The following is a 26,814-nucleotide window of genomic DNA, read 5'->3' on the forward strand; positions in this document are numbered from 1 at the left end:
CCCCTCACCCCGTCCTTACTGTCACGCCAGCATTTCGAACGAGTGACGAAATCTCGAACAGCTGAGGGGCATCATCCGTGCGCATCACCGGAATCAGCACGCACGTGGTCGGGACGCCGTGGCGCAACCTGACCTACGTCCTCGTGCACACCGACGAGGGCATCACGGGCGTCGGCGAGACCCGCATGCTGGGCCACACCGACGCGCTGATCGGCTACCTGAGAGAAGCCGAGGCCAACCACATTCTCGGCTCGGACCCGTTCGCTGTCGAGGACCTCGCGCGCCGCATGAAGTACGGCGACTACGGCCGGGCCGGTGAGATCGTGATGTCCGGCATCGCGATCGTCGAGATGGCCTGCTGGGACATCAAGGGCAAGGCCCTCGGGGTGCCCGTCTGGCAGCTGCTCGGCGGGAAGGTCACCGACAAGGTCAAGGCCTACGCCAACGGCTGGTACACCACCGAGCGGACCCCGGAGGCCTACCACAAGGCCGCCCAGGGGGTCGTCGAGCGCGGCTACCGGGCGCTCAAGATCGACCCCTTCGGGACCGGGCACTTCGAGCTGGACCACGCGCAGACGCTGTACGCCGTCTCCCTCATCGAGGCCGTGCGGGACGCCATCGGTCCGGACGCCGAGCTGATGCTGGAGATGCACGGCCGCTTCTCCCCCGCCACCGCCGTCCGGCTGGCCAAGGAGCTGGCCCCCTTCAAGCCCGCCTGGCTGGAGGAGCCCTGCCCGCCGGAGAACCTGAAGGCGCTGGAGAAGGTCGCCGCGAAGGTGGACATCCCGGTCGCCACGGGTGAGCGCATTCACGATCGCATCGAGTTCCGAGAGCTCTTCGAGAGCCAGGCCGTCGACATCATCCAGCCGGACGTCGGCCACATCGGCGGCATCTGGGAGACCCGGAAGCTCGCCGCGACCGCCGAGGCGCACTACGTACTGGTCGCCCCGCACAACGTGGGCGGCTCCGTGCTCACCGCCGCCTCCCTCCAGGTCGGCTTCACCTCCCCCAACTTCAAGATCCTCGAGCACTTCAACGACTTCGCCGACTCGGAGATCAAGAAGGTCGTGAAGGGTGCCCCCGAGGTGATCGACGGGTACTTCCACCTCTCCGACGCGCCCGGCCTGGGTGTCGAGCTGGACGTCGACGCCGCCGCCGAGTTCCCCCAGCAGCAGGCGCGCTTCGACCTGTGGGCCGAGGGCTGGGAGCAGCGCAAGCCGAAGGGCACCGAGAAGTGAGCACCGCCGTCGTCATCGAGGCGCCCGGCGAGCACCGGCTGACCGCGCACACGCCCCGTGAGCCCGGTCCCGGCGAGGCGCTGGTCCGGGTCCACGCCGTCGGCATCTGCGGCAGCGACCGCGAGGTGTACCAGGGCAACCGGCCCGAGGGGTACGTCCGTTACCCGCTCACCCCGGGGCACGAGTGGTCGGGAACCGTCTCCGCCGTGGGCGCCGGTGTCCCCACCTCCCTCGTCGGCCGCAAGGTCGTCGGAGAGGGTTTCCGCAACTGCCAGGTCTGCGACCGCTGCCACGCGGGCGAGACGACGCTGTGCACGGACGGGTACGAGGAGACCGGTTTCACCCAGCCGGGTGCGATGGCCGCCACCCTCACCCTCCCGGCCCGGCTGCTGCACCCCCTCCCGGACGACGCCGACCTCACCTCCGCCGCCCTCCTTGAGCCCGCCGCGTGCATCGCCGCCGCCGCGATCAAGGCGAACGCGCTGCCCGGGGAGCGGGTGGCCGTGGTGGGCACCGGCACCCTGGGCATGTTCGCCGTGCAGTTCCTGAAGGCGGGCTCGCCGGCCGAGCTGCTGGTGGTCGGCACGCGGAACGACCGGGAGACGCTCTCCCGGCAGTTCGGCGCCACCGACTTCCGCACCCTCCCCCACTCTCGGCTTCGCTCGAGCGGGGGGACCCCCATCCAGGAGCTGCCCGACGACTTCGACGTCGTGATCGAGACCGCCGGGTCGGCGTCGGCCGCGCGGACCGCCGCCTCGCTGCTGAGGCGCGGCGGACGGCTGGTGCTGACGGGGATCCCGGCGCCGGGCGCCGACGGGCTCGACCCGACGGATCTCGTCGTACGGCAGCTGGAGGTGCACACCGTCTTCGGGGCACCGCCGGACGCCTGGTCGCACACCGTGCGGGTGTTCGGGGCCGGGCTGCTGGATCCGCTGCCGCTGGTCACGCACGAGCTGCCGCTGGCCGAGTTCTCCGAGGCCATCGAGCTGGTCGGCTCCGGTGACCCGAAGGTGGGCAAGGTGCTGCTCAGGCCGTAGGCCGCCCCCAAGCCGTACGCCGGTACGGGGGCGACCTGACGGTCCCCGTACCGGCGTACATCCCCACCTCGTACGACAGCCGCGTACGCCATGAGCCGCGAACCTTGTCCGAAATACCGAACACGAAGGACTCCCTGTGACCACCGACGCTTCCGCAACGGCAGCCCGCCGCCCCGGTGAGCAGGCGCTCGCCGAGCTCGGCCTGGGCGCGCCCGCCCTCGACCCCGCCGACACCTCCGCCCACTCCTTCCCGGGCGGTGGCCGCTGGCGCACCGAGGTCCCTTCGTGCGAGGGTCCCGAAGCGCTGGCCGTCATCCTGAAGGAGGCCTCCCGGCTCGACGTGCCGATCCACCGGATCAGCCAGGGCAGCGGCGTGTGGATGCTGACCGACGACGAGATCACCGAGATGGTCGACGCGACGGGCGAGCGCGACATCGAGCTCTGCCTGTTCACCGGCCCGCGCGGCACGTGGGACATCGGCGGCTCGACCCGGACCGACTCGCGGGGCGGCGGGCTGCGCGCCCGTGGCCATGACGCCGTGGCCGGCTGCGTCGAAGACGCCGTCCGGGCAACGGAGTTGGGCGTCAAGTGCCTGCTCGTCGCCGACGAGGGCGTGCTGTGGACGCTGCACCGGGCGCGCGTGGCCGGGGTCATCCCGGCCGACACGACGCTGAAGGTGTCGGCGCTGATCGGCCCCGTCAACCCGGCCTCGTACGCCGTCTACGAGCGGCTCGGCGCCGACTCCGTCAACGTGCCCAGCGATCTGACGCTGGATCACCTCACCGAGATCCGCCGGGTTTCCGGCGCTCCCATGGACATGTACATCGAAGCGCCCGACGATCTGGGCGGCTACATCCGGATGTACGAGGTCGCCGAGCTGATCCGGCGCGGCGCACCGCTCTATCTGAAGTTCGGGCTGTCCAAGGCCCCGGGGATCTACCCCTACGGGCACCACATGCGGGATCTGACGCTGTCCACGGCACGGGAGCGGGTGCGGCGCGGCCGGCTCGCCCTGGACCTGCTCGCGCGCCACGGCGCGGACGGCGACATGGCTCCGCTCGGCTCGCGTCTGCCCGGCGAACTGAACAGGTTCGACACCCGGTCATAACGTTCCGGAAACCTCGCTTCACACAAGCCGACACAGGCGCGCAGAATCCCACACACCCCTTCTCGGTCTTCCCGGCGTCACCGCCGGGAGCTCCCTTCGCACCGCGAGACCGATCCCTGCACACACATCAAGGATGATGACCATGCGTAACCGCAGAGCCGCCCTCGCCGCCATAGCCGGAGCCGCCTCTCTCGCCCTGACCCTGTCCGCCTGCGGGCAGTCCGGTGAGGGCGGCAGCGAGGAGAAGGCCGGGGACTCCAAGGGCGGGACCATCGGCATCTCGATGCCGACCAAGTCCTCCGAGCGCTGGATCACCGACGGCGCCAACGTCGTGAAGGACCTCAAGGCCAAGGGCTACAAGACCAAGCTGGTCTACGGCGAGGACGACCCCGACCAGCAGGTCAACCAGATCGAGAACCTGATCACCCAGGGCGTCAAGGCACTCGTCATCGCCGCCATCGACAACAAGTCCCTGAACAACGTCCTCCAGCAGGCCGCCGACGCCAAGATCCCGGTCATCTCCTACGACCGCCTGATCCTCGGCACGAAGAACGTCGACTACTACGCGTCCTTCGACAACGAGAAGGTCGGCAAGCTCCAGGCGACCTACATCGTCGACAAGCTGGGCCTGGCGAGCGGCAAGGGCCCCTTCAACATCGAGCTGTTCGCCGGCTCCAACGACGACAACAACACCAAGTACTTCTTCGGCGGTGCGATGAGCGTGCTCCAGCCGTACATCGACAGCAAGAAGCTGGTGGTCAAGTCCGGCCAGACCAAGCTCACCCAGGTCACCACCCTGCGCTGGGACGGCGCCACCGCCCAGCGGCGCATGGAGGACATCCTCACCTCGACGTACAAGAGCGGCAACGTCGACGCGGTGCTCTCGCCGTACGACGGCATCTCCATCGGCATCCTCGCCGCGCTGAAGTCGGACGGTTACGGCTCCGGCAGCAAGAAGCTGCCGGTCATCACCGGCCAGGACGCCGAGCTCGCGTCGGTGAAGTCGATCATCGCCGACCAGCAGTCGATGACGGTCTACAAGGACCTGCGCAAGCTCGCCCAGGTCGCCACGGACATGGTCGACGCCTCCCTCAACGGCAAGAAGCCCGAGGTCAACGACACCAAGTCCTACGACAACGGCACCAAGGTCGTTCCCGCCTACCTGCTGCAGCCGGTCAGCGTCGACAAGACGAACTACGAGAAGGAGCTTGTCGACGACGGCTACTACACGGCCGACCAGCTCAAGTAAGCGTCGAACCTCACGGATTGGAAGGCACGACCATGGCGGGACCCGTCCTGGAAATGCGCTCGATCGTCAAGACCTTTCCCGGCGTCAAAGCGCTGTCGGACGTCACACTGACCGTCCGTCAGGGCGAGGTCCACGCCATCTGCGGTGAGAACGGCGCCGGGAAGTCCACCTTGATGAAGGTGCTCTCCGGCGTCCATCCGCACGGCACCTACGAGGGCGACATCCTCTTCGAGGGAGAGGTAGTCCACTTCAAGGACATCCGGGCGAGCGAGCAGCACGGCATCGTGATCATCCACCAGGAGCTGGCGCTGTCGCCGTATCTCTCCCTGGCGGAGAACATCTTCCTCGGCAACGAGCACGCCAAGGGCGGGTTCATCGACTGGCGGGAGACCCTGCGGCACGCCACCCAGCTGCTGCGCCGGGTCGGTCTCGACGACCACCCGGAGACCCGCGTCGCCGACATCGGCGTGGGCAAGCAGCAGCTCGTGGAGATCGCGAAGGCGCTGTCGAAGAAGGTGAAGCTGCTCATCCTGGATGAGCCCACCGCCGCGCTGAACGACGAGGACAGCGGCAAACTCCTCAGCCTCATCCTGGAGTTGAAGAAGCAGGGCATCACCTCGATCATCATCTCCCACAAGCTCAACGAGATCCGCAAGGTCGCGGACTCGGTGACGATCCTGCGCGACGGCCGGTCCATCGAGACCCTCGACGTGAAGGCGCCGGAGACGACCGAGGACCGGATCATCAACGGCATGGTCGGCCGCGACCTCGACCACCGCTTCCCCGAACGCACCCCGTTCGACGGCGAGTCGGACTCGGCGCCGGCCCTGGAGATCCGCGACTGGACCGTGTTCCACCCGATCGACCAGCAGCGCAAGGTGGTCGACGAGGTGTCGATCAACGTGCGCCGGGGCGAGATCGTCGGCATCGCGGGCCTGATGGGCGCGGGGCGCACCGAACTCGCGATGAGCGTCTTCGGGCGGGCCTACGGCCGGCACGCGGGCGGCACGGTCCTCAAGGACGGCAAGGAGATCCGTACGAAGACGGTCGCGGAGGCGATCGACCACGGGATCGCGTACGTCACCGAGGACCGCAAGCACTACGGCCTCAACCTCATCGACACGATCAACCGCAACATCTCCCTGACGGCCCTGAACAAGGTCGCCAAGCGGGGCGTGGTCGACGAGCACCAGGAGCGTCAGGTCTCCGAGGGCTACCGCAAGTCCATGAACATCAAGGCGCCGACGGTCTTCGAGCCGGTGGGCAAGCTGTCCGGCGGCAACCAGCAGAAGGTCGTCCTCAGCAAGTGGATCTTCGCGGGTCCGGACGTGCTGATCCTGGACGAGCCCACCCGCGGTATCGACGTGGGCGCCAAGTACGAGATCTACACGGTCATCGACCAGCTGGCCGCCCAGGGCAAGGCGGTCGTCTTCATCTCCTCCGAGCTGCCCGAACTGCTCGGCATGTGCGACCGCATCTACACCATGGCCGCCGGGCGGCTCACGGGCGAGGTCCAGCGTGCCGAGGCCACGCAGGAAGTGCTGATGCGTCAGATGACGAAGGACAAAGAGGTAACGCGATGAGCACCGATGTGACCGACAAGAGCCCGGCCGCCGCGCCGCCCGGCAAGAGCGGCGGATCGGCCGACGGCAGCCTGCTCCAGCTGGTGCTGGGCGGTCTGCGCCGCAACATGCGCCAGTACGGCATGCTGATCGCGCTCGGTCTGCTCGTGATCCTGTTCCAGGTGTGGACCGGCGGCGACCTGCTGCTGCCGCGCAACGTCTCCAACCTGGTGCTGCAGAACAGCTACATCCTGATCCTCGCGATCGGCATGATGCTGGTGATCATCGCGGGTCACATCGACCTCTCGGTCGGCTCACTGACGGCGTTCGTGGGCGCCTTCGCGGCCGTACTGACCGTGCAGCACGACGTGCCCTGGTTCCTCGCGCTGGTGCTGTGCCTGGTGGTGGGCGCGGTGGCCGGCTCGGTGCAGGGCTTCCTGATCGCCTATCTCGGCATACCGTCGTTCATCGTGACCCTCGCGGGCATGCTGCTCTTCCGCGGTCTGACGGAGATCCTGCTGAAGGGCCAGACCCTCGGCCCGTTCCCGGACAGCCTGCAGGAGATGGGCAACGGCTTCCTGCCGGAGGTCGGCCCGGACACCAACTACCACAACATCACGCTGCTCCTCGGCATCGTCCTGCTGGTGTTCGTGGTGCTCCAGGAGGTCCGCGACCGCAAGCGCCAGCAGGAGTTCGAGCTGGACGTGGTGCCGCGCAACCTCTTCCTGCTCAAGCTCGTCGCCATCGTCGCCGCGATCCTCACCGTCACGATGCTGCTCGCCAGCTACAAGGGCGCGCCGATCGTGCTGCTGATCCTGGGCGTGCTGGTGGTCGGTTACGGCTACATCATGCGCAACGCCGTCTTCGGCCGCCACATCTACGCGATCGGCGGCAACCTGCCGGCGGCGAAGCTGTCCGGCGTCAAGGACAAGAAGGTCACCTTCCTTGTCTTCCTGAACATGGGCGTGCTCGCGGCCCTGGCGGGCATGGTGGTCGCCGCCCGTCTGAACGCGGCCTCGCCGAAGGCGGGCCTGAACTTCGAACTCGAGGCGATCGCCTCGTCGTTCATCGGTGGCGCGTCCATGAGCGGCGGTGTGGGAACCGTCCTCGGCGCGATCATCGGTGGTCTCGTCCTCGGTGTGCTGAACAACGGCATGAACCTCCTGAGCGTCGGCACCGACTGGCAACAGGTCATCAAGGGCATGGCCCTGCTGGCCGCGGTCGGCTTCGATGTCTGGAACAAGCGCAAGTCCGGTTCGTAAACGACTGGGGCCCCGCCAACCGGCGGGGCCCATTGTCCTTATCGGACTCGGCTTTCTCACATGGAGAGCCGCACGTGACTCCGCCCACCGCCGGAAGCGGCAGGCTTCCAGCCCGGAGACTGCGGTCCAGCCCGAACCGGCTCCCGCAGGAGCAACACAAAGACACCGCACGACTACTCATTGCGCATGCGGGGATCCCCATCCCCGTCCCCCCATTAGGAGCCGCACATGAACTTGAGCAGACGCACGGTCATAGCAAGCACCGCGGCGGCGGGAGTGGCCGCGACCGCCCTCGGCGGGACGGCCGAGGCCTCCTCCGGGCGGCGGCCCGTGAAGACGCTGTTCGGCAAGCTCGCCGACGGCACGAAGATCTACAGCTGGGCCCTGGAGAACGGCGGCACCCGCCTGAAGGTCCTCTCCTGGGGCGGCGTGGTCCAGTCCCTGGAGCTCCCCGACCGCCACGGCCGGTACGCCAACGTCTCCCTCGGCTTCGACAACATCGAGGACTACGTCGCCAAGACGCCGTACTTCGGTGCCCTGATCGGCCGGTACGGCAACCGCATCGGCAAGGGGCAGTTCACCCTCGACGGCAAGAAGTACCAGGTCAACGTCAACGACGGCGTGAACAGCCTGCACGGCGGCATCAAGGGCTTCGACAAGCACGTGTGGAACGTCGAGCCGTTCGTGAAGGGCTCCGACGTCGGCCTGTACCTGCACTACACCAGCGTCGACGGCGAGATGGGCTACCCGGGCACGCTGAAGGTGAAGGTGACGTACACCCTCACCAAGCGCGGCGAGTGGCGCATCGACTACGAGGCCACCACGACCAAGGCCACCGTCGTCAACCTCACCAGCCATGTCTACTGGAACCTGGCCGGCGAGAGCAGCGGCACGATCGAGGACCACGAGCTCACGATCGCCGCCGCCCGCTACACGCCCACCGACTCGGGGCTGATCCCCACGGGCCAGCTGGCGAAGGTCTCCGGCACCCCCTTCGACTTCCGCAAGACGAAGGCGATCGGCCGCGACATCCGGGCCGCGCACCCGCAGCAGGTGCAGGCCAAGGGCTACGACCACAACTGGGTCCTGGACAAGGGCATCACCGCCAAGCCGGTGCACGTGGCCACGCTGCGCGACCCGCGCTCCGGCCGCACCCTGAAGATCGCCACCGACCAGCCGGGGCTCCAGTTCTACTCGGGCAACTTCCTGGACGGCACCCTGACCGGCACGGGCGGCCGCACCTACCGCCAGGGTGACGCGCTCTGCCTGGAGACGCAGCACTTCCCGGACTCGCCGAACCAGCCGTCGTTCCCGTCCACGGTGCTGCGCCCGGGACAGACGTACCGCACGACGACGATCCACACGTTCGACGCATAGCGGTCAGGACGTAACCGCGAACCGGGGGCCGATGCGAAACATCGGCCCCCGGTTCCGTAACTCACATTTTTTTCACACCCGTTGAACGGGGTCACTCACACCTGCGTATGTATGAGCGGCCCGCGCTCCCCCGCGCGGGCCACCCAAGACGACGGACCCGGACGTCCCCACCGGGTCCGCCCCATACGGAGGTTCCATGGCCGACAACGTCACCTCGTTGTTCCGCAGTACGGCGGCTCACAGCCCGTCGATGGCGGCGCTGACGCGCGAGGGCGGGGACGGCACCGGCCCGGTCGACTTCTGTATTCCGTGCAACCCGTACTTCCCCACCCCGGCCATGATGGACACCATGTCCGCGCGGCTGCGGGACATCGTCACGTACTACCCGAGCAGCGCCGACACGATCACCGCCGAACTGTGCAACCTGCTCCAGCTCCCGCCGCAGGCCGTGGCCATGGGCAACGGCTCGACCGAGCTGATCACCTGGATCGACCATCTGCTCGTCCGTGAGTCCCTCGCGATCCCGGTCCCCACCTTCGGCCGGTGGACGGACCAGCCGATGGAGACCGGCAAGCGGGTCGACATGTTCCCGCTCCAGGAGTCGAGCGGTTTCGCCCTGGACCTCGCGCAGTACGCCGAGTTCATCCGCACCCGGGGCACGAAGGTCGCGGTGATCTGCAACCCGAACAACCCCGACGGCGGCTTCCTGCACAAGCACGCGCTCGTGCAGTTCATGGACGCGATGGCCGACCTGGACCTGATCGTCATCGACGAGTCGTTCCTGGAGTTCGCCGACGCCGAGCAGGAGCCCAGCGTCGTGCAGGAGGCGATGATCCGGCCGAACGTGATCGTGCTGCGCAGCCTCGGCAAGAACTTCGGTCTGCACGGCATCCGCTTCGGCTACATGGTCGCCAACCCCGCGCTGGCCGGCAAGGTCCGCTCGATGCTGCCGAAGTGGAACCTCAACGCCTTCGCCGAGTACGTGGTGTTCATGCTCAAGGAGCACGGCCCCGAGTACGCGCAGAGCCTGCTCCAGGTGCGCCGGGACCGTCTCGACATGGCCAGCCAGCTCTCCGCGCTCCCCGGTCTGACGGTCTACCCGTCCCAGGGGAACTTCCTCTTCGTACGGCTTCCCGTCGGCGCCGAGGGCACCGTGGTCCGGGACCGGATGCTCACCGACCACCGGATCCTGGTCCGTGAGTGCGGCAACAAGATCGGCTCCTCCAGCCGCTTCCTGCGGCTCGTGGTGCGCCCCCAGGTGGACGTGCGTCGCCTGGTGTCCGGCCTGGAACAGGTGCTCTACGGGACCAGGAGGGGAGCCGCCGTGCCCGAGCTCGGCGCAGGGGCCGGCTACAGCTCGGGTACGGCGGCCGTGGACCGGCTGCTGGTCGAGGCCACCAACGGGGCGGGCATGCCGGGCCTTGCCGCTCAGGCCATGGGCATGCCGATGCCCGCGATGGCGCAGGCCGCCCCGTCCAACGGCGCCGGGATGCCAATGCCGGCCGCTGCACAGATCTTCCCCCAGTCTGTGCCCGCGCCCGCAATGGCCCCGGCGCCGGTCCCGGCCATGATGCCGATGGCCCCGGCCGCGATGGCTCCGGCCCAGATGGCCCCGGCGATGGGCCAGATGCCCGTGCCGCAGATGGCTCCCGCCCAGCAGATGGCTCCGGCCCAGCAGATGGCTCCGGCCCAGCAGATGGCGCCCGCCCAGCAGATGGCTCCCGCCGCCCAGACCCCGCCCGGCGTCCCGGCCCGCGGCGGCCTCACCGCCGCCCAGGTCCGCGGCACCAACGGCCTCGCCCCGGCGGCGGCCACCGGCTGGCCGAACGCCCAGAGCTGGCCGAACGCGGCGGGCATGGGGCAGACGGGCTAGCCACTCCGCAGGAGTTCCGGGACAGGACGGTCGGTCGACACCCAAGCGGCCGGCCGTCCTTCCTTGTCCTGCAAGGGACTTGACGTGTCGACGCTTTGCCCAACTGACAGCCCTCGGACAGAAACCCTTTCTACGGTGCCGTGTCCATGACAGAAACCTCGGAAACCCGCAGCCCCATCGGACGCCGTACGGTGCTCGTGGCGACCGGCGCCACCGCCGCCACCCTCGCCGTGGGCGCCGCCGCGACGACCGAAGCCCCCACAGCCCGCACGGCGGACACCGCTCCGGTCGCCGCGGCGGCCGTCTGCACCCTCACGAAGGAGATGACCGAAGGCCCCTACTACCTCGACGGCCAGTACGTCCGCGCCGACATCACCGAGGGAAAGACGGGCATCCCGCTGAAGTTGGCCCTCACCGTCGTCGACGACGACACCTGCGTCCCGCTCGGCAACGCGCTCGTCGAGATCTGGCACGCCGACGTCCTCGGCGAGTACTCCGGCTTCGTCGGCAGCAACGGCCACAGCGAACCGGACAGCGGTACGTTCCTGCGCGGCGGCGTGCTGACGAACTCCAGCGGTGTCGCCGCGATCACCACGGTCTACCCCGGCTGGTACCGCGGCCGCTGCATCCACATCCACATCAAGGTCCACACGAACGTCACCCTGACCTCGGACGGCTCCTTCACCGGCGGCCAGGAGATCCACACCGGCCAGCTCTTCTTCGACGAGACGATCTCGACCAGGGTCGCCGCGATCTCCCCGTACACCGCCAACACGGTCGCCCGCACCACCCTCGCCCAGGACTCCATCTACGACGAGGGAGGCGCCGCGAGCGGCCTGCTGACCCTGACGGCCCTGGGCAGCTCCACGTCCTCCGGGTACGCCGGGACACTGACGCTCGGCGTCGAGCAGAGCTGACCCCGCCCCCTTGTCCGGCCGGGCGTCACCGTAGCCACGGTGGCGCCCGGTCGGCGTGCCGGAGGTCGGCGGGGGTGCGGGTGCCGCCCGTGTGCAGGGGGGCGTGCGGTGGCCCTCAGCGCCTCACCGACACCGAGCGCGTCCAACGCCCGATCGCGGCGGCGAACCCGCCGATGGAGAGCAGGGCTGGCCGCCCGAGCCCCGTGGGGTTCGGGCGGCCGTTACGGCCTACTTGGCCGGGCACTGCATCCAGGTCATGTGGTACGTGGTGTTGATGTCACCGTCGGTCGAGTCCATCGTCATGAAGCTGACCTTGCTCGCCGAGGAGCTGCCGGCGTTCACGCGGAGCTCGGTGTTGATGTTGAAGTTGCGCTGGACTCCGCAGGGCGCGTAGACCAGGTTGGCCCAGTCGGTGGTGTCGGTCGCCTGCCAGTTGTCGTTCAGGGCGCCGTTGAAGGTGTGGTTCTTGAACACCGTCTGCGACGAGCCCTGGAAGTAGTACGAGGCCCGCTGTACGGCGTTCGCGCCCGACTGGAGCGCGGCGAAGCCGCGGTAGTCCGCCTGGGCGATGGCGTACGTGAAGCCCGACGGGACATGGACGACCAGGCTGAGCTGACAGTTCTTGCGGAAGGCGGTCGGGTCGGAGTTGCCGCCGACCTGGGCGAGGTACTCGCTGTAGGTCACCGTGAACGCGGTGTTGTCCTCGGAGACGGCGACGGCCGCCGTGCCGGGGCGACAGCCGGAGCCGTTCACCGTGGCGACGTCGATGACGATCCTGTCCGGGGGCGGGTCGACGAACCCGCCCGAGGTGCTGTGCGCGGGTACCGCGGCACCGACGAGGGCGGCGATCGCGCCGCCCAGGAGCAGTCCACTTGCCATGGGGGGTCTCTCCTCTTCCTTGAAGCATGGAGAACCTGTGGAGTTTCTGTGAAGCACCGCGGCGAGGGAATCGTAGGAAGAGCACCGGGGCGGGGACAGGTCGAACTCCGGCCATTCACCCCGGCCGGTTCACAGCGAGGCGTGACGTTTCCCCGGTGAACGGGATACGCCGTTGGGGTGAGTAAAGCCCGCGTAGGGAGCGGCTATCGGTACGGGCACGAAATGATCTGTTTTCGGTAAAGAACCGCCGTGTCTCCCGAGGAGCTGGACGATGACATACGGAAACAAGCTGCGCAGAGCGATCGCCGAGCCGGGCACGACCCCTCTCATCGGCGTGTACGACATGTACTCGGCATCGGTCGCGGCCGGGCACTACGACGGGATGTTCGTCTCCGGCTTCGGTTTCGCGGCCTCGTACTACGGGCTGCCCGACATCGGTTTCATCGCCTGGCCGGACATGGTGGCCTTCGTCCAGCGCCTGCGCGGCGCCTTCCCCCGGCAGCACCTGCTCGTCGACATCGACGACGGCTACGTCGACGCCGAGGTCGCCTGTCACGTCGTGGAGGGCCTGGAGCGCATCGGCGCCTCCGGCGTCATCCTGGAGGACCAGAAGCGGCCCCGGCGCTGCGGGCACGCGGACGGCAAGCAGATCCTGCCGCTCACGGAGTACCTGGAGAAGCTGCACGCCGTCCTGGAGACCCGCAGGGACATGGTCGTCGTCGCCCGCACGGACGCCACGGAGGAGGCCGACATCCTCCACCGGGCCGAGGCGCTGGCCGCGACGGACGCCGACGTCGTCCTGGTCGACGGGGTCCGCAGCGTGGAGTGGATCCAGCGGATCCGCGAAGTCGTGGGCGGCAAGCCGCTGTTGTTCAACCAGATCGCCGGCGGCAAGTCGCCGCGCCTCTCGCTCAGCGAGCTGTCCGAGCTCGGCATCGACGTCGCGATCTACAGCACGCCGTGTCTCTTCGCGGCGCACCGGGCGATGGACACGGCCCTGACCGAGCTGCGGCTCGCCGACGGACGGCTGCCGGCCGCGGACGAGTCGGGCGGGATCGGCGTCAGCGAGTCCACCGGGCTGCTGGCCAAGAACATCGCGCGGAACCAGGACGTACCCGCCGCACGCGAGAGCGTGAGCGTATGACCCACGCCCGGACCCGGGCCGCCGCCGCTGTCGCCCTGGCCCTGCTGGCGGGCGGCGGCGCGACGCCCGCCGTGGCCGCCGGCAGCCTGATCACGGTGATCGACAACTCGCACGCCGACTCCATCCTGGAGGTCGACCGGACGGCCAACGTCCAGAGCGGCAGCAGCGGTACCGCCGGCAGTGACCACGACGGCAGCGCCGTGGACATGTTCCAGGCACTCGTCGATGGGGCGCACCCCGACGAGGAGGACGGCGACTGAGCGCCTGGGGATCCCGTTCACGATGTCCGAACTCGCCAGCAATCGATGGCAGTTGGGCGATGCTGGGCGATGGATCCCCAGGCCCTTCACAGCCGCACATTAAGGATTTCCTCAGATGCGCTCCTAACTTCTTGCCCATGACGGGAAACACGGAGCACCACGAGATCCTCGACCACAACGACAACAACCAGCCGGGGAAGCACCGGCTCGACAAGAGCATGAAACGGCGGCGCGTCCTGATCGGTGGCGGCGCGGTCGCCGCGGCCGGCGGACTCGCGATAGCCGGCATGGCGTCGGCGGACACCGGCTCCGGCACCACCGAGGCCGCGACGGAAGCCACGGCCTCCGCCACGTCCGACGCCACCTCCGGCGTCTGCACCCTGAACGCCGAAGTCACAGAGGGTCCTTACTCCCTCGACGGCGCTCTCGTCCGGGAGGACATCCGGGAGGACAAGGAGGGCTTCGAGGTCCAGTACACCTTCACGGTCGTCGACCAGGCCAACGACTGCGCACCGCTCGCCGACGCCCTGGTGGAGATCTGGCACTGCGACGCCCTCGGCGAGTACTCCGGCTTCGTCGGCGGCAACGGCCACGAGGAGGACGACAACGGCACCTGGCTGCGCGGCGGTCAGCTGACCGACTCCAACGGCCAGTGCAGCATCACCTCCATCTGGCCCGGCCACTACGTCTCCCGCGCGGTCCACGTCCATATGCGAGTGCACACGGACGTGACCCTGACCGACACTTCGTACACCGGCGGCGAGACCATCCACACCGGGCAGCTCTTCTTCGACGCGGACATCAACACCGAGGTCCAGGCCACCTCGCCGTACTCCGAGAACACCACCCCGGAGACCGCCCTCGCGAACGACAGCATCTACGACGACGGAGGCGCCTCCTCGGGCCTGCTGACCCTGACCGCGCTGGGCTCCAGCGTCTCCGACGGCTACCAGGCCACCCTCACGGTGGGCGTCAACTCCGCCTGATCCCCCACCCGTCGGGCCGTCACTCCGTACGACTGCGGGGTGACGGCCCAAGGGCATCCACGGGTGGGTCGAGCCGGGCGAAGCCCTCCTGGCGCCGGTAGGGGAAGTACGGGTAGGGCGCCGTTCTGGCGCTCGCCGCGTCGAGTTCTGCGATCTGGTCGGGTGTGAGTGTCCAGCCGACGGAGCCGAGGTTCTGACGGAGTTGCTCCTCGTTGCGGGCACCGAGGATGACGGAGGAGACGGTCGGCCGCCCCAACAGCCAGTTGATGGCGACTTGCGGAACGCTTCTGCCGGTCTCCCGGGCGATCTCGTCCAGGGCGTCGACCACGCGGTAGAGGTGTTCGTCCTCGACCGGCGGCCCGTAGTCGGCGGTGTGGTGCAGCCGGCTTTCGACGGGCAGCGGCCGGCCGCGGCGGACTTTGCCGGTGAGCCGTCCCCAGCCGAGTGGGCTCCAGACGACGGCACCGAGTCCCTGATCGAGCCCGAGGGGCATCAGTTCCCATTCGTAGTCGCGGCCGATCAGGGAGTAGTAGACCTGCTGCGCGACGTAGCGCGTACGGCCGTACCGCTCCGTGATGGCAAGGGACTTCATCACCTGCCAGCCGGAGAAGTTGGAGACACCGAGGTAGCGGATCTTTCCCGCGCGTACGAGATCGTCGAGTGCGGCCGTGACCTCCTCGATCGGCGTGCCGGCGTCGAAGGCGTGCAGCTGGAACAGGTCGATGCGGTCGGTGCCGAGCCGGCGCAGGGCGTCCTCGCACGCGGTGATCAGACGCGAGCGGGAGGAGCCCGCGTCGCCCGGACCGTCCCCTGTCGGCAGGCTGGTCTTGGTGGACACGATCACCTGGTCCCTGCGGCCCTTGATCGCCTCGCCCAGCACCTCCTCGGACGCGCCGCCGGAGTAGACGTCGGCGGTGTCGAACATCGTGATACCGGCGTCGAGGCAGATGTCCACGAGACGGCGTGCTTCTCGCGCATCGGTGGTGCCCCAGGCGCCGAACAGCGGTCCTCGGCCTCCGAAGGTGCCGGCACCGAAGCTCAGCGCGGAGACCTTGAGTCCGGATGCGCCCAGCCTCCTGTACTCCATGGCGGTGTTCCTCTCTCGTCGACCGAGTCACTAACGGTTCCATAGTTCCGTTAAGATGCGTCAAGGTAGCAGGTGCGAGCGATTAACGAAACTGGAGTCCCGTTATGGAGTTTTCGGCTGCGGACCCGGGAACCGTCCGACCCGGCGGACGCACGGCGCGGGTGAGGGCAGCGGTGTTGCGGGCGGCCGGGGACACCCTGGCGGAGCGGGGCTTCGCCCACCTGGACCTCGCCGACATCGCGCGCCGCGCCGAGGTGGGCAGGACGACCGTCTACCGCCGCTGGGGCACGGTGACCGGCCTGGTGGCCGACCTGCTGGCGGACATGGCCGAGCAGTCACTGCCGCGGACCGAGACCGGTTCCCTGCTCGGCGATCTCAAGGCCAACGCCCGGCTGGTGCAGCGCACCCTGGCCGACCCGCGGCAGGGGGCGCTGTTCAAGGCGGTGATCGCGGCCGCCACCTGCGAGTCGAAGACGGCCGCGGCCCTGCACCGCTTCTACGACACGCGCGTCAAGGAGTGGGCGCCCTGCGTCCAGCAGGCCGTCGACCGGGGCGAGGTGCCTGCGGGAACCGACGTCCACGAGGTGATCCGCGCTGTCTCCGCCCCCCTCTACTACCGCCTGCTGACCTGCGGCGACGGTCTCGACGAAGCGGCGGCCGACCGGGCCGCCGAGGCCGCCGCGACTGCGGCGCGCGCGGGGGTGTACGTGCTGGGGTAGTTCAGACGGTGGTTCGGACCGCCGCCGCGCGGCGGCTACCGCGCTGTCTCTCCGCCCTGCGCCGCCCCGAAGACATAGCGCACCAGCTCCCCGTCCTTCCTGGGCACCGCGAGGTCGTACGTCCCGTCGGCCGTGACGAGTTCGTAGCGCTCGAACTTCGGCCCCATCCGCACCTTCTCGGACCTGGGCTCCAGCCTGAAGGGCGACCTCAGGCTCGCGCTGCGGTTTCCTCGCCGGTCGCTCCACACGGGGGCCTCTCCGAAGGCGAGGCGCAGATAGCCCATCCTGAGCCTGGCGATCCGCCGGCCGCCCCCGACCGGGACCATGGCCGCCCCGCCCATGCTCCGTGTGTACCCGACGACCTTCAGCGGCAGCCCGCCCCGGAAGTCCTGGATGTCCTGCGCGGGGGTACGCCGCCGAATCCGGGTCCAGCGCAGCAGCACATCCGTCGCCGTCTCCGTGCCCGCCGCGCGCCGTGCCGTCGGCTTGTTCTGTTCTGTCACTTCTCAGAGATTCCATTACCGGCGAGGCCGGTGAAACCCAGGAATCGGCAAGGTCGAGGAAATTCTTGCTACGGGTTCTCCCACGCCGCCGGTTCCGCCGCCAGGGCGTTCACCGGCTCCGGGAGGGCGCCGGCCGCGATGTCGGCGACCGTGACGCCCTCCAGGATCCGGCGGACGTTGGCGCGCAGGGCGATCCAGAGGGGAAGGAGGGGCTGGGCCGAGCCGGTGTAGGTGAGGCCGGTGGGGCGTTCGCCGCGGACCGAGACGATCGGGCCGTCGACCGCCCTGATCACGTCCGCGACCGTGATCGACTCGGCGGCGCGGGCGAGGCGGTAGCCGCCCCCGCCGCCGCGCCGGCTGTCGACCACACCGGCGCGGCGGAGGTCGCCGAGGATCCCCTCCAGGAACTTGTGCGGGATGTCCTGCGCGGCGGCGATCGTCTCCGCCTTGACGGGGTCGTCCCCGCCCTGCCGTACGGCGAGCTCCAGTACCGCCCGCACCGCGTAGTCCGCCCGTGCCGAGATCCTCATGCCCTCATTGTGACGTGCCTCGCATCGGGCCCGCTCAGGCCAGGCGGATCACGTTCCAGGAGAGCGGTTCCAGGGTGGCGGTGAGCCTGCCGTCGGCGGTCAGCGTCGTGCCGTCGGCCGGGTGCGGGGCGACCCGTTCGGGGTCGGCGAGGGTGTTGCGGGCGTCCGGGTCGGCGTCGGCCAGGACGCTGTGCTCGACGAGTGCCGTCAGGTCCAGTCCGCTCAGGGCGACCTCCAGCGGCAGCGGCTCGGTGCGGCTGCGGTTCACGGCGAAGACGGTCACCGAGCCGTCCTCGGCGCGGACCGCGGTGGCGTGCAGCAGGTCCGCCTCGCCGTACTTCTTCGTCTCGTACGTCGGTGAGTCGACCCGTACGTCCAGGACCTCGCCGCGGCCGTGCTTCGAGGCCTGGGCGAAGGGGAAGAAGGTGGTCTGCCGCCAGGCCGGGCCGCCGGGCTCGGTGAGGATCGGCGCGATGACGTTGACGAGCTGGGCGAGACAGGCGACCGTCACGCGGTCGGCGTGCCGGAGCAGCGCGATGAGGAGGGAACCGAAGACGACGGCGTCCAGGACGCTGTAGTTGTCCTCCAGGAGACGGGGGGCCTCCGGCCACTCGCCCGGGTCGGTGGTGCGGGTGTGCTCCTCCCAGTGGGAGGTGTACCAGACGTTCCACTCGTCGAAGGAGAGGTCGATCTTCTTCTTCGACTTCAGACGGGCGCCGATGTGGTCGCAGGTCGCGACGACGTTCTCGATGAAGGACTCCATGTCGACGGCCGAGGCGAGGAAGGAGTCGAGGTCGCCGTCGTGCGGCTGGTAGTAGGCGTGGAGGGAGATGTAGTCGACGAGGTCGTAGGTCTCGGCGAGGACCTTCGCCTCCCAGTCGGCGAAGGTCGGCATCGACTGGCTGGAGCTGCCGCAGGCGACGAGTTCGACGTCCGGGTCGATCTGGCGCATCGCGCGGGCCGTCTCGGCGGCGAGCCGGCCGTACTCCTCGGCCGTCTTGTGGCCGGTCTGCCAGGGGCCGTCCATCTCGTTGCCGAGGCACCACAGACGGATGCCGAAGGGGTCCTTGTCGCCGTGCGCGACGCGGAGGTCGGAGCGGGTGGTGCCGGCCGGGTGGTTGGCGTACTCCTGGAGTTCGAGGGCCTCGGCGACGCCCCGGGTGCCGAGGTTGACCGCCATCATCGGTTCGGCCTGGGGGCCGAGCTTGCGGAGGAAGGCGATGTACTCGGAGAGGCCGAAGCGGTTCGTCTCCGTCGAGCGCCAGGCCAGGTCGAGGCGGCGGGGGCGGTCCTCGGCGGGGCCTACGGAGTCCTCCCACTTGTAGCCGGACACGAAGTTCCCGCCGGGGTAGCGGATGGTGGTGACGCCCAGTTCGCGGACGAGGTCGAGGACGTCGGTGCGGAGGCCTTCGGCGTCGGCGGTGGGGTGGCCGGGTTCGTGGATGCCGGTGTAGACGCAGCGGCCCAGGTGTTCCACGAAGGAGCCGAAGATTCGGGGGTTGACCTGGCCGACGGTGAAGGCGGGGTCGAGGGTGAAACGTGCGGGGTGCATGGGTGCCTTTCGGTGCGCTTTCGGGTGCGGGTGCGTTGTGGCTGGTCGCGCTCACGCGGCGGAGCCGCATTTCGGTACAGCCCCGCGCCCCTGACCTCACTATCGTTCGGTGGGTCGAATAGTGCTCGTCTCCTCGAACCGGACCGTAAGATCCTTGCGCTTTGCTCGTCAATGGGGGCGTGGTGGTTTTGGGTGACGTGGGCACGACCGCCCGCGTACGCTCGAAGCGCTGCCGTGCGGCGGTGAGAAGGAGGCCAGGGGCTGATGGACATCGCGGGCGTGCGCGGGAAGGTGGCCCGGGCCGCTGCGGCGCTGCTCCGTCCCCGTGCGGCCTCCGGTATGCACGAGCTGGCCGTCGAGCTGGCCGCCGCGATCCGGGCGCGGCCCCACCCGCCCACCGGGGTACGCGAGTTGGGCGCGGCGCTGTGCGAGGAGATGGGCGCCCGGCGAGGTGGACGGCCCGTCGAGTTGCGGTTCGAGCGGTTTCCCGACGCCTTCGAAGTGACCGGGCTGTGGGTGGAGTTCCACGACTTCGACCTGGTCATCGTCGAGGAGCGGGCCGAGGCCGTACAGCAACTGGTCATCCTCGGGCATGAGTTGTGGCACCTCCACGCGGGACACCGCGACCAGCACACGGCCCGGGCGGCGGCGGCCGACGCGCTGGTCCGTAAGCCGGGGTGGCGGGACGCCGTGCTGACGGTGGCCGCCCGCGACGGTTCCCGGGAGCGGGAGGAGGCGGAGGCCGACGAGTTCGGGCACCGGCTGGCCGCCGCGTTCCGGCCGCTGCTGTCCGGCGGCCGGAAGACCGGGTCGGCCGGGACGGCCGGGGTGACGCCGGATCCCGTACAGCGCGTACAGCGGTCCCTCGGGTACCAGGGACGCGGGGGTGGCGTGCCGTGCTGACGCCGCTCGCGATGAGCCCCGCCGGGTTCGTCAACGAGTTCTATCCGACCTTCTGGTGGATCCCGGCCGGGATCCTGGCCGCGGCGCTGGCGATCAAGCTGCCCAGTGTCATCCGGCTCTGGAAGGACCCGCTGCTGCGCGCCGTGGGCGGGCTGCTGCTGCTCGCGCTGGCGGTGTTCGTGTTCGTGGCGCCGTCGACGATCGCGTGGGTCAACCGGATCACCGGCGTGCCGAACATCTCGGCGCCCTGGGTGTACTCGCTGCTGACGGCGTTCTGCGGGTCCTGTCTGCTGCTGATCATCACCTGGCGCTCCGGGCTGTCCGACCGTTCGGCGCGGACCCGCTCCGCGATGCGCTGGGTGATCGGGATCTACTCCTCGGTGATCGTGGCGCTGTGGGTGCTGTTCGCGCTGGCCGAGATGCCGGTGGAGCGGCTGCGGGACCTGGACACCTACTACGCCAACACCCCGTACGCGCGCGAGATGATCCTGCTCTATCTGCTCGCGCACACCGTGGCCACGGTGATCACCAACGGGCTGATCTGGAACTGGGTGCGTGCCGACGGGCTGGACGCCTGGCTGCGCTGGGGGCTGAAGTCCCTGGGCGTGGGCTACACCGCGCAGTTGGTGTTCGACGCGGCCAAGCTGACGGCCGTGGGGGCGCGTTGGAGCGGGCGGAACCTGGACTGGCTGAGTACGGCGGTGGCGCCGCCGCTCGCGTGTCTGTCGGCCGTCCTGATCGCGGTGGGCTTCATCCTGCCGCACGCCGGCCAGTACCTGCACGACCGCTGGCGGGTGCAGCTGGCCCATCACGAACTGCGTCCGCTGTACCTGCTGATGCGGTCCGTCAACGGCCGCGGCGTGCCCTTCGTGCTGCGCACCGGCGCCGAGTTGCGGCTGATCCGCCGGGAGACGTTCATCCGGGACGCGCTGCTCTCGCTGGCCCGGTTCGTCGACGAGGATCTGCAACGGCGGTCGTACCGGGCGGCGTCGAGCCTCGGCTTCCCGGCGGAACGGGCGAAGGGGCTGGCCACGGCGGTGACCATCCTGGCCGCGGCGGACGCGAGGGGCCGGGGCCGGGAGAGCGACGGGACCGTCCCGGACACCACGGATCTGCTGCGGGAGATCGGCGCGGTGTCCCGGGAGCTCCGGCACGGCGACGACATCCGCCGGGTGCGGGACCGTGCGGGCGCCCCGAGCGACGGCGTACGCATCTCCAACTGACCGACCGGGCAGAGGCATTGGGCCCCGGCGCCCCGCGCGCCACTCCCCCGTGGCACCGCCCGGGGCACCGGGCCCGGCCGCGGCACGTCCCCGCGCCGCAGGGCGATCTTTCCTTCGGGCACTGCGAGTGTCAACTATGCCTGCCAAAAAGGGCAGTTATAGCTGCGATCACTGTCGCGGGCGGGAGCCAACCGGTAGCCTCCCCGTCAGCCGGTGCAGGAAGTGCGGCAGGAAGTACCAGGAAGCACGGGGAGAGTGGGGGGACTCTGTGAGCGACACCCACACCGCTCTTTCCGAGGCGCGCGAACGCCTCGAGGAGCTGACCGGACGGCCTGGCCGGCTGGCCGAGAGCCTGGACGTCGCCGACCTGTCCTACCGCACCGGTGTTCCCGCCGAGACCGTCGCCGCACTGCTGGCGGGCGACGCGGTGGTGCGGGAGACGGACCTGGGCGAACGGGTGCGACAACGGCTGGATTTCATACGCGAGACCCGGCGTCGGCCCGACGGCAAGCGGTACTCGCTGGACGAACTCGCCCGGATCGCGGGCACCAGCCGGCAGTGGCTGAGCGAGTGGCGGACGAGCGGGTTGCCCAGCCTGGAGCACGCGGACCGGATCCGCCGCTTCTTCGGACTGGCGGCCGGCTTCCTCACCGCGGACGACGCCGAGGCGTTGCACACCGCCCTCCAGCCGGTGCTGCGCGAACTGGAGGCGAAGGCCGACCCGTTGGCCCCGCTGCGCACCCCCGGCTTCTACCGGCTGGCCCGCCGTGCCCCCCATATGTCGCCGCGCAAGCTGCAGGCCCTGGCCGAGTGGGCCGAGATGGTCACCGAGCGGAACCCGACGGGCGACGACGACCTGTGAGCGCCCGGTCACGGGCGGCTTTCGGCCATGTTCGGCCGGGCGTCGCACGCACTTCATCCGTTGCACACCTTTCCTCCCCTTCGGCGACCCGTGCCGGGCCGGACCGAGGTAGCTGAAGCCGCGGGGGTCTTGGCATCCTGCACGGGACCGAAAGACCCGTCGGCCGGCCACGGGGAGGACCGTGCGTACGAACAGGGAGATGCGTCGTCTCGCCGACGTGCTCATGGACGCCGTCCAGGTGCCGGTACCGGCCGATCCCGAGGTTCTGTTCGAGGCGGTCGTCGAGGCGGCCGAGCGGTGGCGGGGACGGCGGATCGTGGTCCACCGGGAGGTGTTCCCGCCGCACACCGCGAGCGGGCTCTGGCTGGAGCGCGAGGCCCACGACGACGTCATCGTGGACAAGCGGGCCGCCGTCTGGCACCAGATCGTCATCTTCTGCCACGAGGTGTGGCACATGCACCAGCGGCGGGCGGACCCGGCCGGCACCGGTCTGCACACCGCCGCCCGCTCCGACTTCACCCTGGCCGACGAGCAGGAGGCGGACCGCTTCGGCATTCTGATGGGCCGTCGGCTGCGCACCTGGCTGGAGGCCGCGCCGGACTCCGTGTACGCGGCCCGCGGCGACGAGGAGCAGGACCTGGCCGGACGTATCGGCGCCGCGCTCAACTACCGTGGGAAACACCGGTGAACGCGGCCTCCCACTACGTCAGCGCCGGCGTCCTCTGGCTCGGCCTCACCGTCCGCGCCCCCGAACTGCTGCGCCACCGCCGCGATCCCTCTCTGCGGGCCATCTGCGCGGTCCTCGGCCTGGCCGGCCTGTGCTTCCTGCTCGGCGCCCCGCCCACTGTCGGCGCGATCAACGACCTCAGCGGGGTGCCCAACCTGGCGGCGCCGCTGACGTACGCCGCGATCACCGCGTACGGCGCCGCCTCCCAGGTGCTGATCGTGCGCTGGCGGGGCGGGGAGCGGATGTGCCGTACCGCGCGGCGCTGGATCGTGGCGTACGCGTGCGTCGTCGTCGGCATCGTGGTCGCGTTCGCGCTGGGCGACGCCCCGGTGGAGCGCCGCACCGACCTGGACACCTACTACGCGAGCACCCCGTACATCCGGGAGATGATCCTGCTCTACCTGCTCGCGCACCTCGTCGCCGTCGGCTCCGCCACGGTGTCGGCGCTGCGCTGGGCCCGCCAGGTGCGCGGCTGGCTGCGGGCGGGGCTGACCGCGCTGGGCCTGGGCACCCTGTGCGGGGCCGGGTTCAGCTCGGCCAAGCTCGCCGCGGTGGTCGCCCACTGGTGCGGCCGCGACTGGTCGGCGCTCGGCGCGGACTTCTCCGCGACGGCGGCCGGGGCGGGCGCGCTGCTGACGGTCGCCGGCGTCCTGGTCCCGCTCGCCGGACCCCGGCTGACGGAGTGGTGGCGGGCCTGGCGGACGTACGTCCGTCTCGAACCCCTGGAGCGCGAACTGGACGACGTCCTCGCCCGCCGTGCCCTGCGCCTGCCCCGGCCGCGCTGGGCCTCCCCCGTCACCCGGCTGGTGTGGCGCCGTACGAGCATCCACAACGCGCTGAGTCATCTGGACGCCTACGCCGACCGGGAGTTGTACGACCGGATCCTGCGGGCCGCGCTGCGGCTGACGGGTGATCCGCAGCGGGCCTCGGCCACCGCGTGGGCGGCGGTCATCGCGACGGCGGCCCGGCGTGAGACCGGCCGGCCGGCCGTGCGGCGTTCCGGTGACGCCGAGTGGTTCCTGGAGCGGGCGCCCGAACCGGCGGCGCTGGAGCGGATCGCCGACGCGCTGGCCGACTCCCCGCTGGTCCGCGCCGCCGCGAGCGGCGCCCGGACCGCACCGGCCGGACGGAGCTCCTGGGCATGAGCGCCGTCGTCTATCTCGCGGCCGGGGTGCTCGCGCTGTCCTCCGCCCTGCTCTTCCGGCGCCCCCGTACGGCCGTCCGCAACCCGCTGACCGTGTCGACCTGCGTGGCGATCCTGCTCGGCGCGGTGGTCTTCGCCTGCTCGGCGCCGATGACCCTGTCGGCCGTCAACTCCCTCACCGGCATACCGAACTTCGGGGCGCCGCTGACGTACGGGATGCTCACCGCGTACTCCTGCTCGCTGCTGATCCTGCTGATCAACTGGCGGGGCGGGCCGCCCGATCTGGTGCGGCGGACGGTACTGCGCTCGATCGCCGTCTACGGGCCGCTGGTGGTGGCCGTGGTGGTGCTGTTCGCGCTGGCCGACGCGCCCGTCGAGCGGCTCACCGACCTCGACACGTACTACGCGAACACGCCGTACATGCGGGAGATGATCCTGCTCTATCTGCTCGGGCACACCGCCGTGATCGTCGCGACGTCCGTGGTGTGCGTGCGCTGGGGACGCGAGGTCACCGGGCTGCTGCGGACCGGGCTGCGGCTGATCGTCGTCGGCGCGCTGCTGGACCTGGTGGGCTTCCAGATGACCAAGTACACGGCGATCACGGCCCGTTGGACGGGCCACGACCTGGACTTCCTGTCCACGACCGTCGCCCCGCCGATGGCCTCGCTGGCCGCGCTGGTCTGCTCCGCCGGGTTCGTGCTGCCCCGGCTGGTGCCGGCGGCCGGGGCGCACTGGCAGGGGCTGCGCGACCACCGGCGGCTGGGGCCGCTGTGGTCCCGGGTGCGGTTCGTGTCGACGGCCCCGAAGCCGCCCGCGTCCTGGTGGCGGCTGCCGGACGAACGGCTGCACTGGCGTGAGGTCGCCATCCACGACGCGCTGCTCGCGCTCGCGCCGTACTTCGACGACAAGGTGCGGGAGGGGGCGCGGGCGGCGGCCCTGCGGGAGGGGCGTACCGGCCACGAGGCACGGGTCGCCTCGGAGGCGGCGATGCTGGCCGAGGCCGCCCGGCGGGCCGCGGCGCGGGAGGAGCCGCAGGCGAAGCCGAGCACGTACCGGATGCACGCGACGGAGGTCTCCGGGGCCGGTGGCCTGGTCGAGCTTGCGCAGGCTCTGGCCCGAACTCCCGCCTCGGACACGGCGCGTGAAGGTACGGTGAAGGTCTTTCCTGTGTGATCCCACCCGATTCCGCCTGCTGACTTTCATGGCTGAACAGCCGTCCGAGGAGCCCCATGTCGCGTAGAGCTGTCGTCATCGGTGCCGGGCTGGCCGGCATGCTGGCCGCGGCGGCCCTGTCCACCGTCGTGGACGAGGTGGTCGTCCTGGAGTCCGACGAGCTGCCCGGCGGGCCGGAGCACCGCAAGGGCCTGCCGCAGGGACGCCACGCCCACCTCCTGATGGCCGGCGGGCTGGCCGCCATGGAGGACCTGGTGCCGGGGGTGGGCATGCGCAAGCATCTGCTCGCCGCGGGCGCCCGGGAGGTCTCGCTCAGTTCGGGCATGATCGCCCTGACGCCCGAGGGCTGGTTCCGGCGCTGGCGCCACGAGGGTCCGCAGATGCTGACGTGCAGCCGGGCGCTCCTCGACTGGGCGGTCCGGGACGCGGTGCTGACGCACACGGACGTGACCGTGCGCCAGGGGCGGGTGGCCGAACTCACCGGCGGCGCGGCACGAGTCGAGGGCGTACGGGTCTCAACGGCCGCCGGGGACGAGGAACTTACCGCCGATTTCGTGGTCGACGCGAGCGGACGTGGCTCACGGGTCGTCACGTGGCTGGCGGGGTTGGGGATTTCCGGTATCGAGGAGAAGTCGGTGGACGCGGGGCTGGTCAACGCCACGCGTGTCTACCGGACTCCGGAAGGCGCGGACCGCTTTCCGCTGACCATCGTGCAGGCCAATCCGTATCTGTCGCGTCCGGGGCGCAGCGGCATGGTCATGCCCATCGAGGGCGACCGCTGGATGGTGAGCCTGGCCGGGACCCGGGGCGGCGGCGAACCCCCGTCGGACCCCGAGGGCTTCCTCCAGTACACCCTCGACCTGCCCGACCCCATCGTCGGCCGGCTGATCTCCGGCGCCGAGCCGCTCACCGACATCCACGTCAGCCGCTCCACCAGCAACCACCGGCGCTATCTGGAGAAGTCCCGGCAGTGGCCGGAACGTTTCGTCGTCCTCGGCGACGCGCTGGCCACCTTCAACCCGGCGTACGGGCAGGGCATGGCGGTGGCGGCGCTGGGGGCGGGGGTACTGGGCCGGGAGCTGGCCGCCGGTACCGGGGTCACCGCGCCGGGGCTGGCTCGGCGGGTCCAGCGGGGCGCCGCCGCTTCGGTCAACGCGGCCTGGACGATGGCGGTCAGCCAGGACGTCTGGTTCCCCGGGACTCGGGGTGGGGCGCCGACCGCGGCCGACCGGCTGGTCACGAAGTACACGCGGCGGCTGATCCGTACGGCCACCGGGTCCTACCGGGCGGCCTCGGCGCTGTGGGACGTCACGAGTCTGAACTCGGGGCCGGAGCGGTTGTTGCGGCCGGGGGCGGTGTTGGCGACGCTCGGGGGGCCGCCGTTGCCTCCGGCTGTGGGGGCGCCGTTGACTCCGTCCGAGCGGGAGGTTCTGCGGGGGCTTGATCGGACGGGGGTTCGGTAGGCGCTGTCTGCTGGGGCTGGGCGGGGGTGGGGGTGC

25 protein-coding genes are annotated in these 26,814 nt (G+C 70.1%); 20 read left to right on the forward strand and 5 right to left on the reverse strand.

Annotation, left to right across the window (positions count from 1 at the left end; translation table 11 throughout):
* Nucleotides 1-77 precede the first annotated feature (77 nt).
* The 9 genes from ACFPIH_RS22800 (at nucleotide 78) to ACFPIH_RS22840 (ending at nucleotide 11,623) form a co-directional block, all read left to right on the forward strand.
* Nucleotides 78-1,238, forward strand: coding sequence for a mandelate racemase/muconate lactonizing enzyme family protein (locus ACFPIH_RS22800; protein WP_381164085.1), 1,161 nt, complete (start codon nucleotides 78-80; stop codon nucleotides 1,236-1,238).
* Nucleotides 1,235-2,275 carry a zinc-dependent alcohol dehydrogenase gene (locus ACFPIH_RS22805; protein ID WP_381164082.1) on the forward strand — a complete coding sequence of 347 codons (1,041 nt, stop codon included), beginning with the start codon at nucleotides 1,235-1,237 and terminating at the stop codon, nucleotides 2,273-2,275. The genes ACFPIH_RS22800 and ACFPIH_RS22805 overlap by 4 nt, the downstream gene beginning before the upstream one ends.
* 136 nt (nucleotides 2,276-2,411) lie before the next feature.
* Nucleotides 2,412-3,383: a hypothetical protein gene (locus ACFPIH_RS22810; RefSeq protein ID WP_381164079.1), complete on the forward strand. Its 972-nt coding sequence runs from the start codon at nucleotides 2,412-2,414 to the stop codon at nucleotides 3,381-3,383.
* 142 nt (nucleotides 3,384-3,525) lie between these two features.
* Nucleotides 3,526-4,632: a multiple monosaccharide ABC transporter substrate-binding protein gene (gene chvE / locus ACFPIH_RS22815; protein ID WP_381164076.1), complete on the forward strand. Its 1,107-nt coding sequence runs from the start codon at nucleotides 3,526-3,528 to the stop codon at nucleotides 4,630-4,632.
* A gap of 32 nt (nucleotides 4,633-4,664) precedes the next feature.
* Nucleotides 4,665-6,215, forward strand: a complete 1,551-nt coding sequence (mmsA, locus tag ACFPIH_RS22820) for a multiple monosaccharide ABC transporter ATP-binding protein (RefSeq protein WP_381164073.1) — start codon at nucleotides 4,665-4,667, stop codon at nucleotides 6,213-6,215.
* Entirely contained in the window at nucleotides 6,212-7,456 is a 1,245-nt protein-coding gene (gene mmsB / locus ACFPIH_RS22825) for a multiple monosaccharide ABC transporter permease (protein WP_381164070.1), read from the forward strand. The genes mmsA and mmsB overlap by 4 nt, the downstream gene beginning before the upstream one ends.
* 228 nt (nucleotides 7,457-7,684) lie before the next feature.
* On the forward strand, nucleotides 7,685-8,833 hold the full coding sequence (locus ACFPIH_RS22830) for an aldose epimerase family protein (protein WP_381164067.1): 1,149 nt from the start codon (nucleotides 7,685-7,687) through the stop codon (nucleotides 8,831-8,833).
* A 196-nt stretch (nucleotides 8,834-9,029) separates the two neighbouring features.
* A complete protein-coding gene (locus ACFPIH_RS22835) occupies nucleotides 9,030-10,706 on the forward strand; it encodes a pyridoxal phosphate-dependent aminotransferase (RefSeq protein WP_381164064.1) in 1,677 nt (558 codons plus the stop codon).
* Between the two features lie 146 nt (nucleotides 10,707-10,852).
* A complete protein-coding gene (locus ACFPIH_RS22840; RefSeq protein WP_381164062.1) occupies nucleotides 10,853-11,623 on the forward strand; it encodes an intradiol ring-cleavage dioxygenase in 771 nt (256 codons plus the stop codon).
* A gap of 228 nt (nucleotides 11,624-11,851) precedes the next feature.
* Here the strand turns inward: ACFPIH_RS22840 and ACFPIH_RS22845 are convergent, their stop codons facing one another.
* Nucleotides 11,852-12,502, reverse strand: a complete 651-nt coding sequence (locus tag ACFPIH_RS22845; RefSeq protein WP_381164059.1) for a DUF4360 domain-containing protein — start codon at nucleotides 12,500-12,502, stop codon at nucleotides 11,852-11,854.
* A gap of 271 nt (nucleotides 12,503-12,773) precedes the next feature.
* Here ACFPIH_RS22845 and ACFPIH_RS22850 point away from each other — a divergent pair, with 271 nt between their 5' ends.
* The 3 genes from ACFPIH_RS22850 to ACFPIH_RS22860 all read left to right on the forward strand — a co-directional run bounded on the left by ACFPIH_RS22850 (nucleotide 12,774) and on the right by ACFPIH_RS22860 (nucleotide 14,892).
* Nucleotides 12,774-13,646, forward strand: a complete 873-nt coding sequence (locus tag ACFPIH_RS22850) for an isocitrate lyase/PEP mutase family protein (RefSeq protein ID WP_381164056.1) — start codon at nucleotides 12,774-12,776, stop codon at nucleotides 13,644-13,646.
* A complete protein-coding gene (locus ACFPIH_RS22855; protein ID WP_381164054.1) occupies nucleotides 13,643-13,906 on the forward strand; it encodes a hypothetical protein in 264 nt (87 codons plus the stop codon). The genes ACFPIH_RS22850 and ACFPIH_RS22855 overlap by 4 nt, the downstream gene beginning before the upstream one ends.
* A gap of 137 nt (nucleotides 13,907-14,043) precedes the next feature.
* Complete coding sequence (locus ACFPIH_RS22860) at nucleotides 14,044-14,892, forward strand: intradiol ring-cleavage dioxygenase (protein ID WP_381164051.1); 849 nt, start codon at nucleotides 14,044-14,046, stop codon at nucleotides 14,890-14,892.
* 19 nt (nucleotides 14,893-14,911) lie between these two features.
* Here the strand turns inward: ACFPIH_RS22860 and ACFPIH_RS22865 are convergent, their stop codons facing one another.
* On the reverse strand, nucleotides 14,912-15,979 hold the full coding sequence (locus ACFPIH_RS22865) for an aldo/keto reductase (RefSeq protein WP_381164048.1): 1,068 nt from the start codon (nucleotides 15,977-15,979) through the stop codon (nucleotides 14,912-14,914).
* 104 nt (nucleotides 15,980-16,083) lie between these two features.
* On the opposite strand from ACFPIH_RS22865, the gene ACFPIH_RS22870 reads away from it, so the two are divergent.
* The gene (locus tag ACFPIH_RS22870; protein WP_381164045.1) at nucleotides 16,084-16,698 is read left to right on the forward strand and encodes a TetR/AcrR family transcriptional regulator; all 615 of its coding nucleotides are present in this window, start codon (nucleotides 16,084-16,086) and stop codon (nucleotides 16,696-16,698) included.
* Between the two features lie 35 nt (nucleotides 16,699-16,733).
* Here ACFPIH_RS22870 and ACFPIH_RS22875 read toward each other — a convergent pair whose 3' ends face one another.
* The 3 genes from ACFPIH_RS22875 to arfA form a co-directional block, all read right to left on the reverse strand.
* Complete coding sequence (locus tag ACFPIH_RS22875) at nucleotides 16,734-17,201, reverse strand: hypothetical protein (protein ID WP_381164042.1); 468 nt, start codon at nucleotides 17,199-17,201, stop codon at nucleotides 16,734-16,736.
* A gap of 68 nt (nucleotides 17,202-17,269) precedes the next feature.
* Nucleotides 17,270-17,731: an RrF2 family transcriptional regulator gene (locus ACFPIH_RS22880; protein WP_381164039.1), complete on the reverse strand. Its 462-nt coding sequence runs from the start codon at nucleotides 17,729-17,731 to the stop codon at nucleotides 17,270-17,272.
* A 34-nt stretch (nucleotides 17,732-17,765) separates the two neighbouring features.
* A complete protein-coding gene (gene arfA, locus ACFPIH_RS22885; protein ID WP_381164036.1) occupies nucleotides 17,766-19,283 on the reverse strand; it encodes an arabinosylfuranosidase ArfA in 1,518 nt (505 codons plus the stop codon).
* A gap of 264 nt (nucleotides 19,284-19,547) precedes the next feature.
* Here arfA and ACFPIH_RS22890 point away from each other — a divergent pair, with 264 nt between their 5' ends.
* The 7 genes from ACFPIH_RS22890 (at nucleotide 19,548) to ACFPIH_RS22920 (ending at nucleotide 26,778) form a co-directional block, all read left to right on the forward strand.
* Nucleotides 19,548-20,186 (forward strand): toxin-antitoxin system, toxin component family protein, encoded by a 639-nt coding sequence (locus tag ACFPIH_RS22890; RefSeq protein ID WP_381164033.1) that lies wholly within the window; start codon nucleotides 19,548-19,550, stop codon nucleotides 20,184-20,186.
* 11 nt (nucleotides 20,187-20,197) lie between these two features.
* Nucleotides 20,198-21,409 carry a DUF6545 domain-containing protein gene (locus ACFPIH_RS22895; RefSeq protein ID WP_381164629.1) on the forward strand — a complete coding sequence of 404 codons (1,212 nt, stop codon included), beginning with the start codon at nucleotides 20,198-20,200 and terminating at the stop codon, nucleotides 21,407-21,409.
* A 268-nt stretch (nucleotides 21,410-21,677) separates the two neighbouring features.
* The gene (locus tag ACFPIH_RS22900) at nucleotides 21,678-22,271 is read left to right on the forward strand and encodes an XRE family transcriptional regulator (protein WP_381164030.1); all 594 of its coding nucleotides are present in this window, start codon (nucleotides 21,678-21,680) and stop codon (nucleotides 22,269-22,271) included.
* A gap of 181 nt (nucleotides 22,272-22,452) precedes the next feature.
* The gene (locus tag ACFPIH_RS22905) at nucleotides 22,453-22,959 is read left to right on the forward strand and encodes a toxin (protein ID WP_381164027.1); all 507 of its coding nucleotides are present in this window, start codon (nucleotides 22,453-22,455) and stop codon (nucleotides 22,957-22,959) included.
* Nucleotides 22,956-24,143: an MAB_1171c family putative transporter gene (locus ACFPIH_RS22910; protein WP_381164024.1), complete on the forward strand. Its 1,188-nt coding sequence runs from the start codon at nucleotides 22,956-22,958 to the stop codon at nucleotides 24,141-24,143. Before ACFPIH_RS22905 ends, ACFPIH_RS22910 begins: the two co-directional genes overlap by 4 nt.
* Nucleotides 24,140-25,315: an MAB_1171c family putative transporter gene (locus tag ACFPIH_RS22915; protein ID WP_381164021.1), complete on the forward strand. Its 1,176-nt coding sequence runs from the start codon at nucleotides 24,140-24,142 to the stop codon at nucleotides 25,313-25,315. The genes ACFPIH_RS22910 and ACFPIH_RS22915 overlap by 4 nt, the downstream gene beginning before the upstream one ends.
* A 56-nt stretch (nucleotides 25,316-25,371) precedes the next feature.
* On the forward strand, nucleotides 25,372-26,778 hold the full coding sequence (locus tag ACFPIH_RS22920; RefSeq protein WP_381164018.1) for an FAD-dependent oxidoreductase: 1,407 nt from the start codon (nucleotides 25,372-25,374) through the stop codon (nucleotides 26,776-26,778).
* The last annotated feature ends 36 nt before the right edge of the window (nucleotides 26,779-26,814 follow it).

This window comes from Streptomyces vulcanius (assembly GCF_042653945.1).
Classification (GTDB): Bacteria; Actinomycetota; Actinomycetes; order Streptomycetales; family Streptomycetaceae; genus Streptomyces; species Streptomyces mangrovi.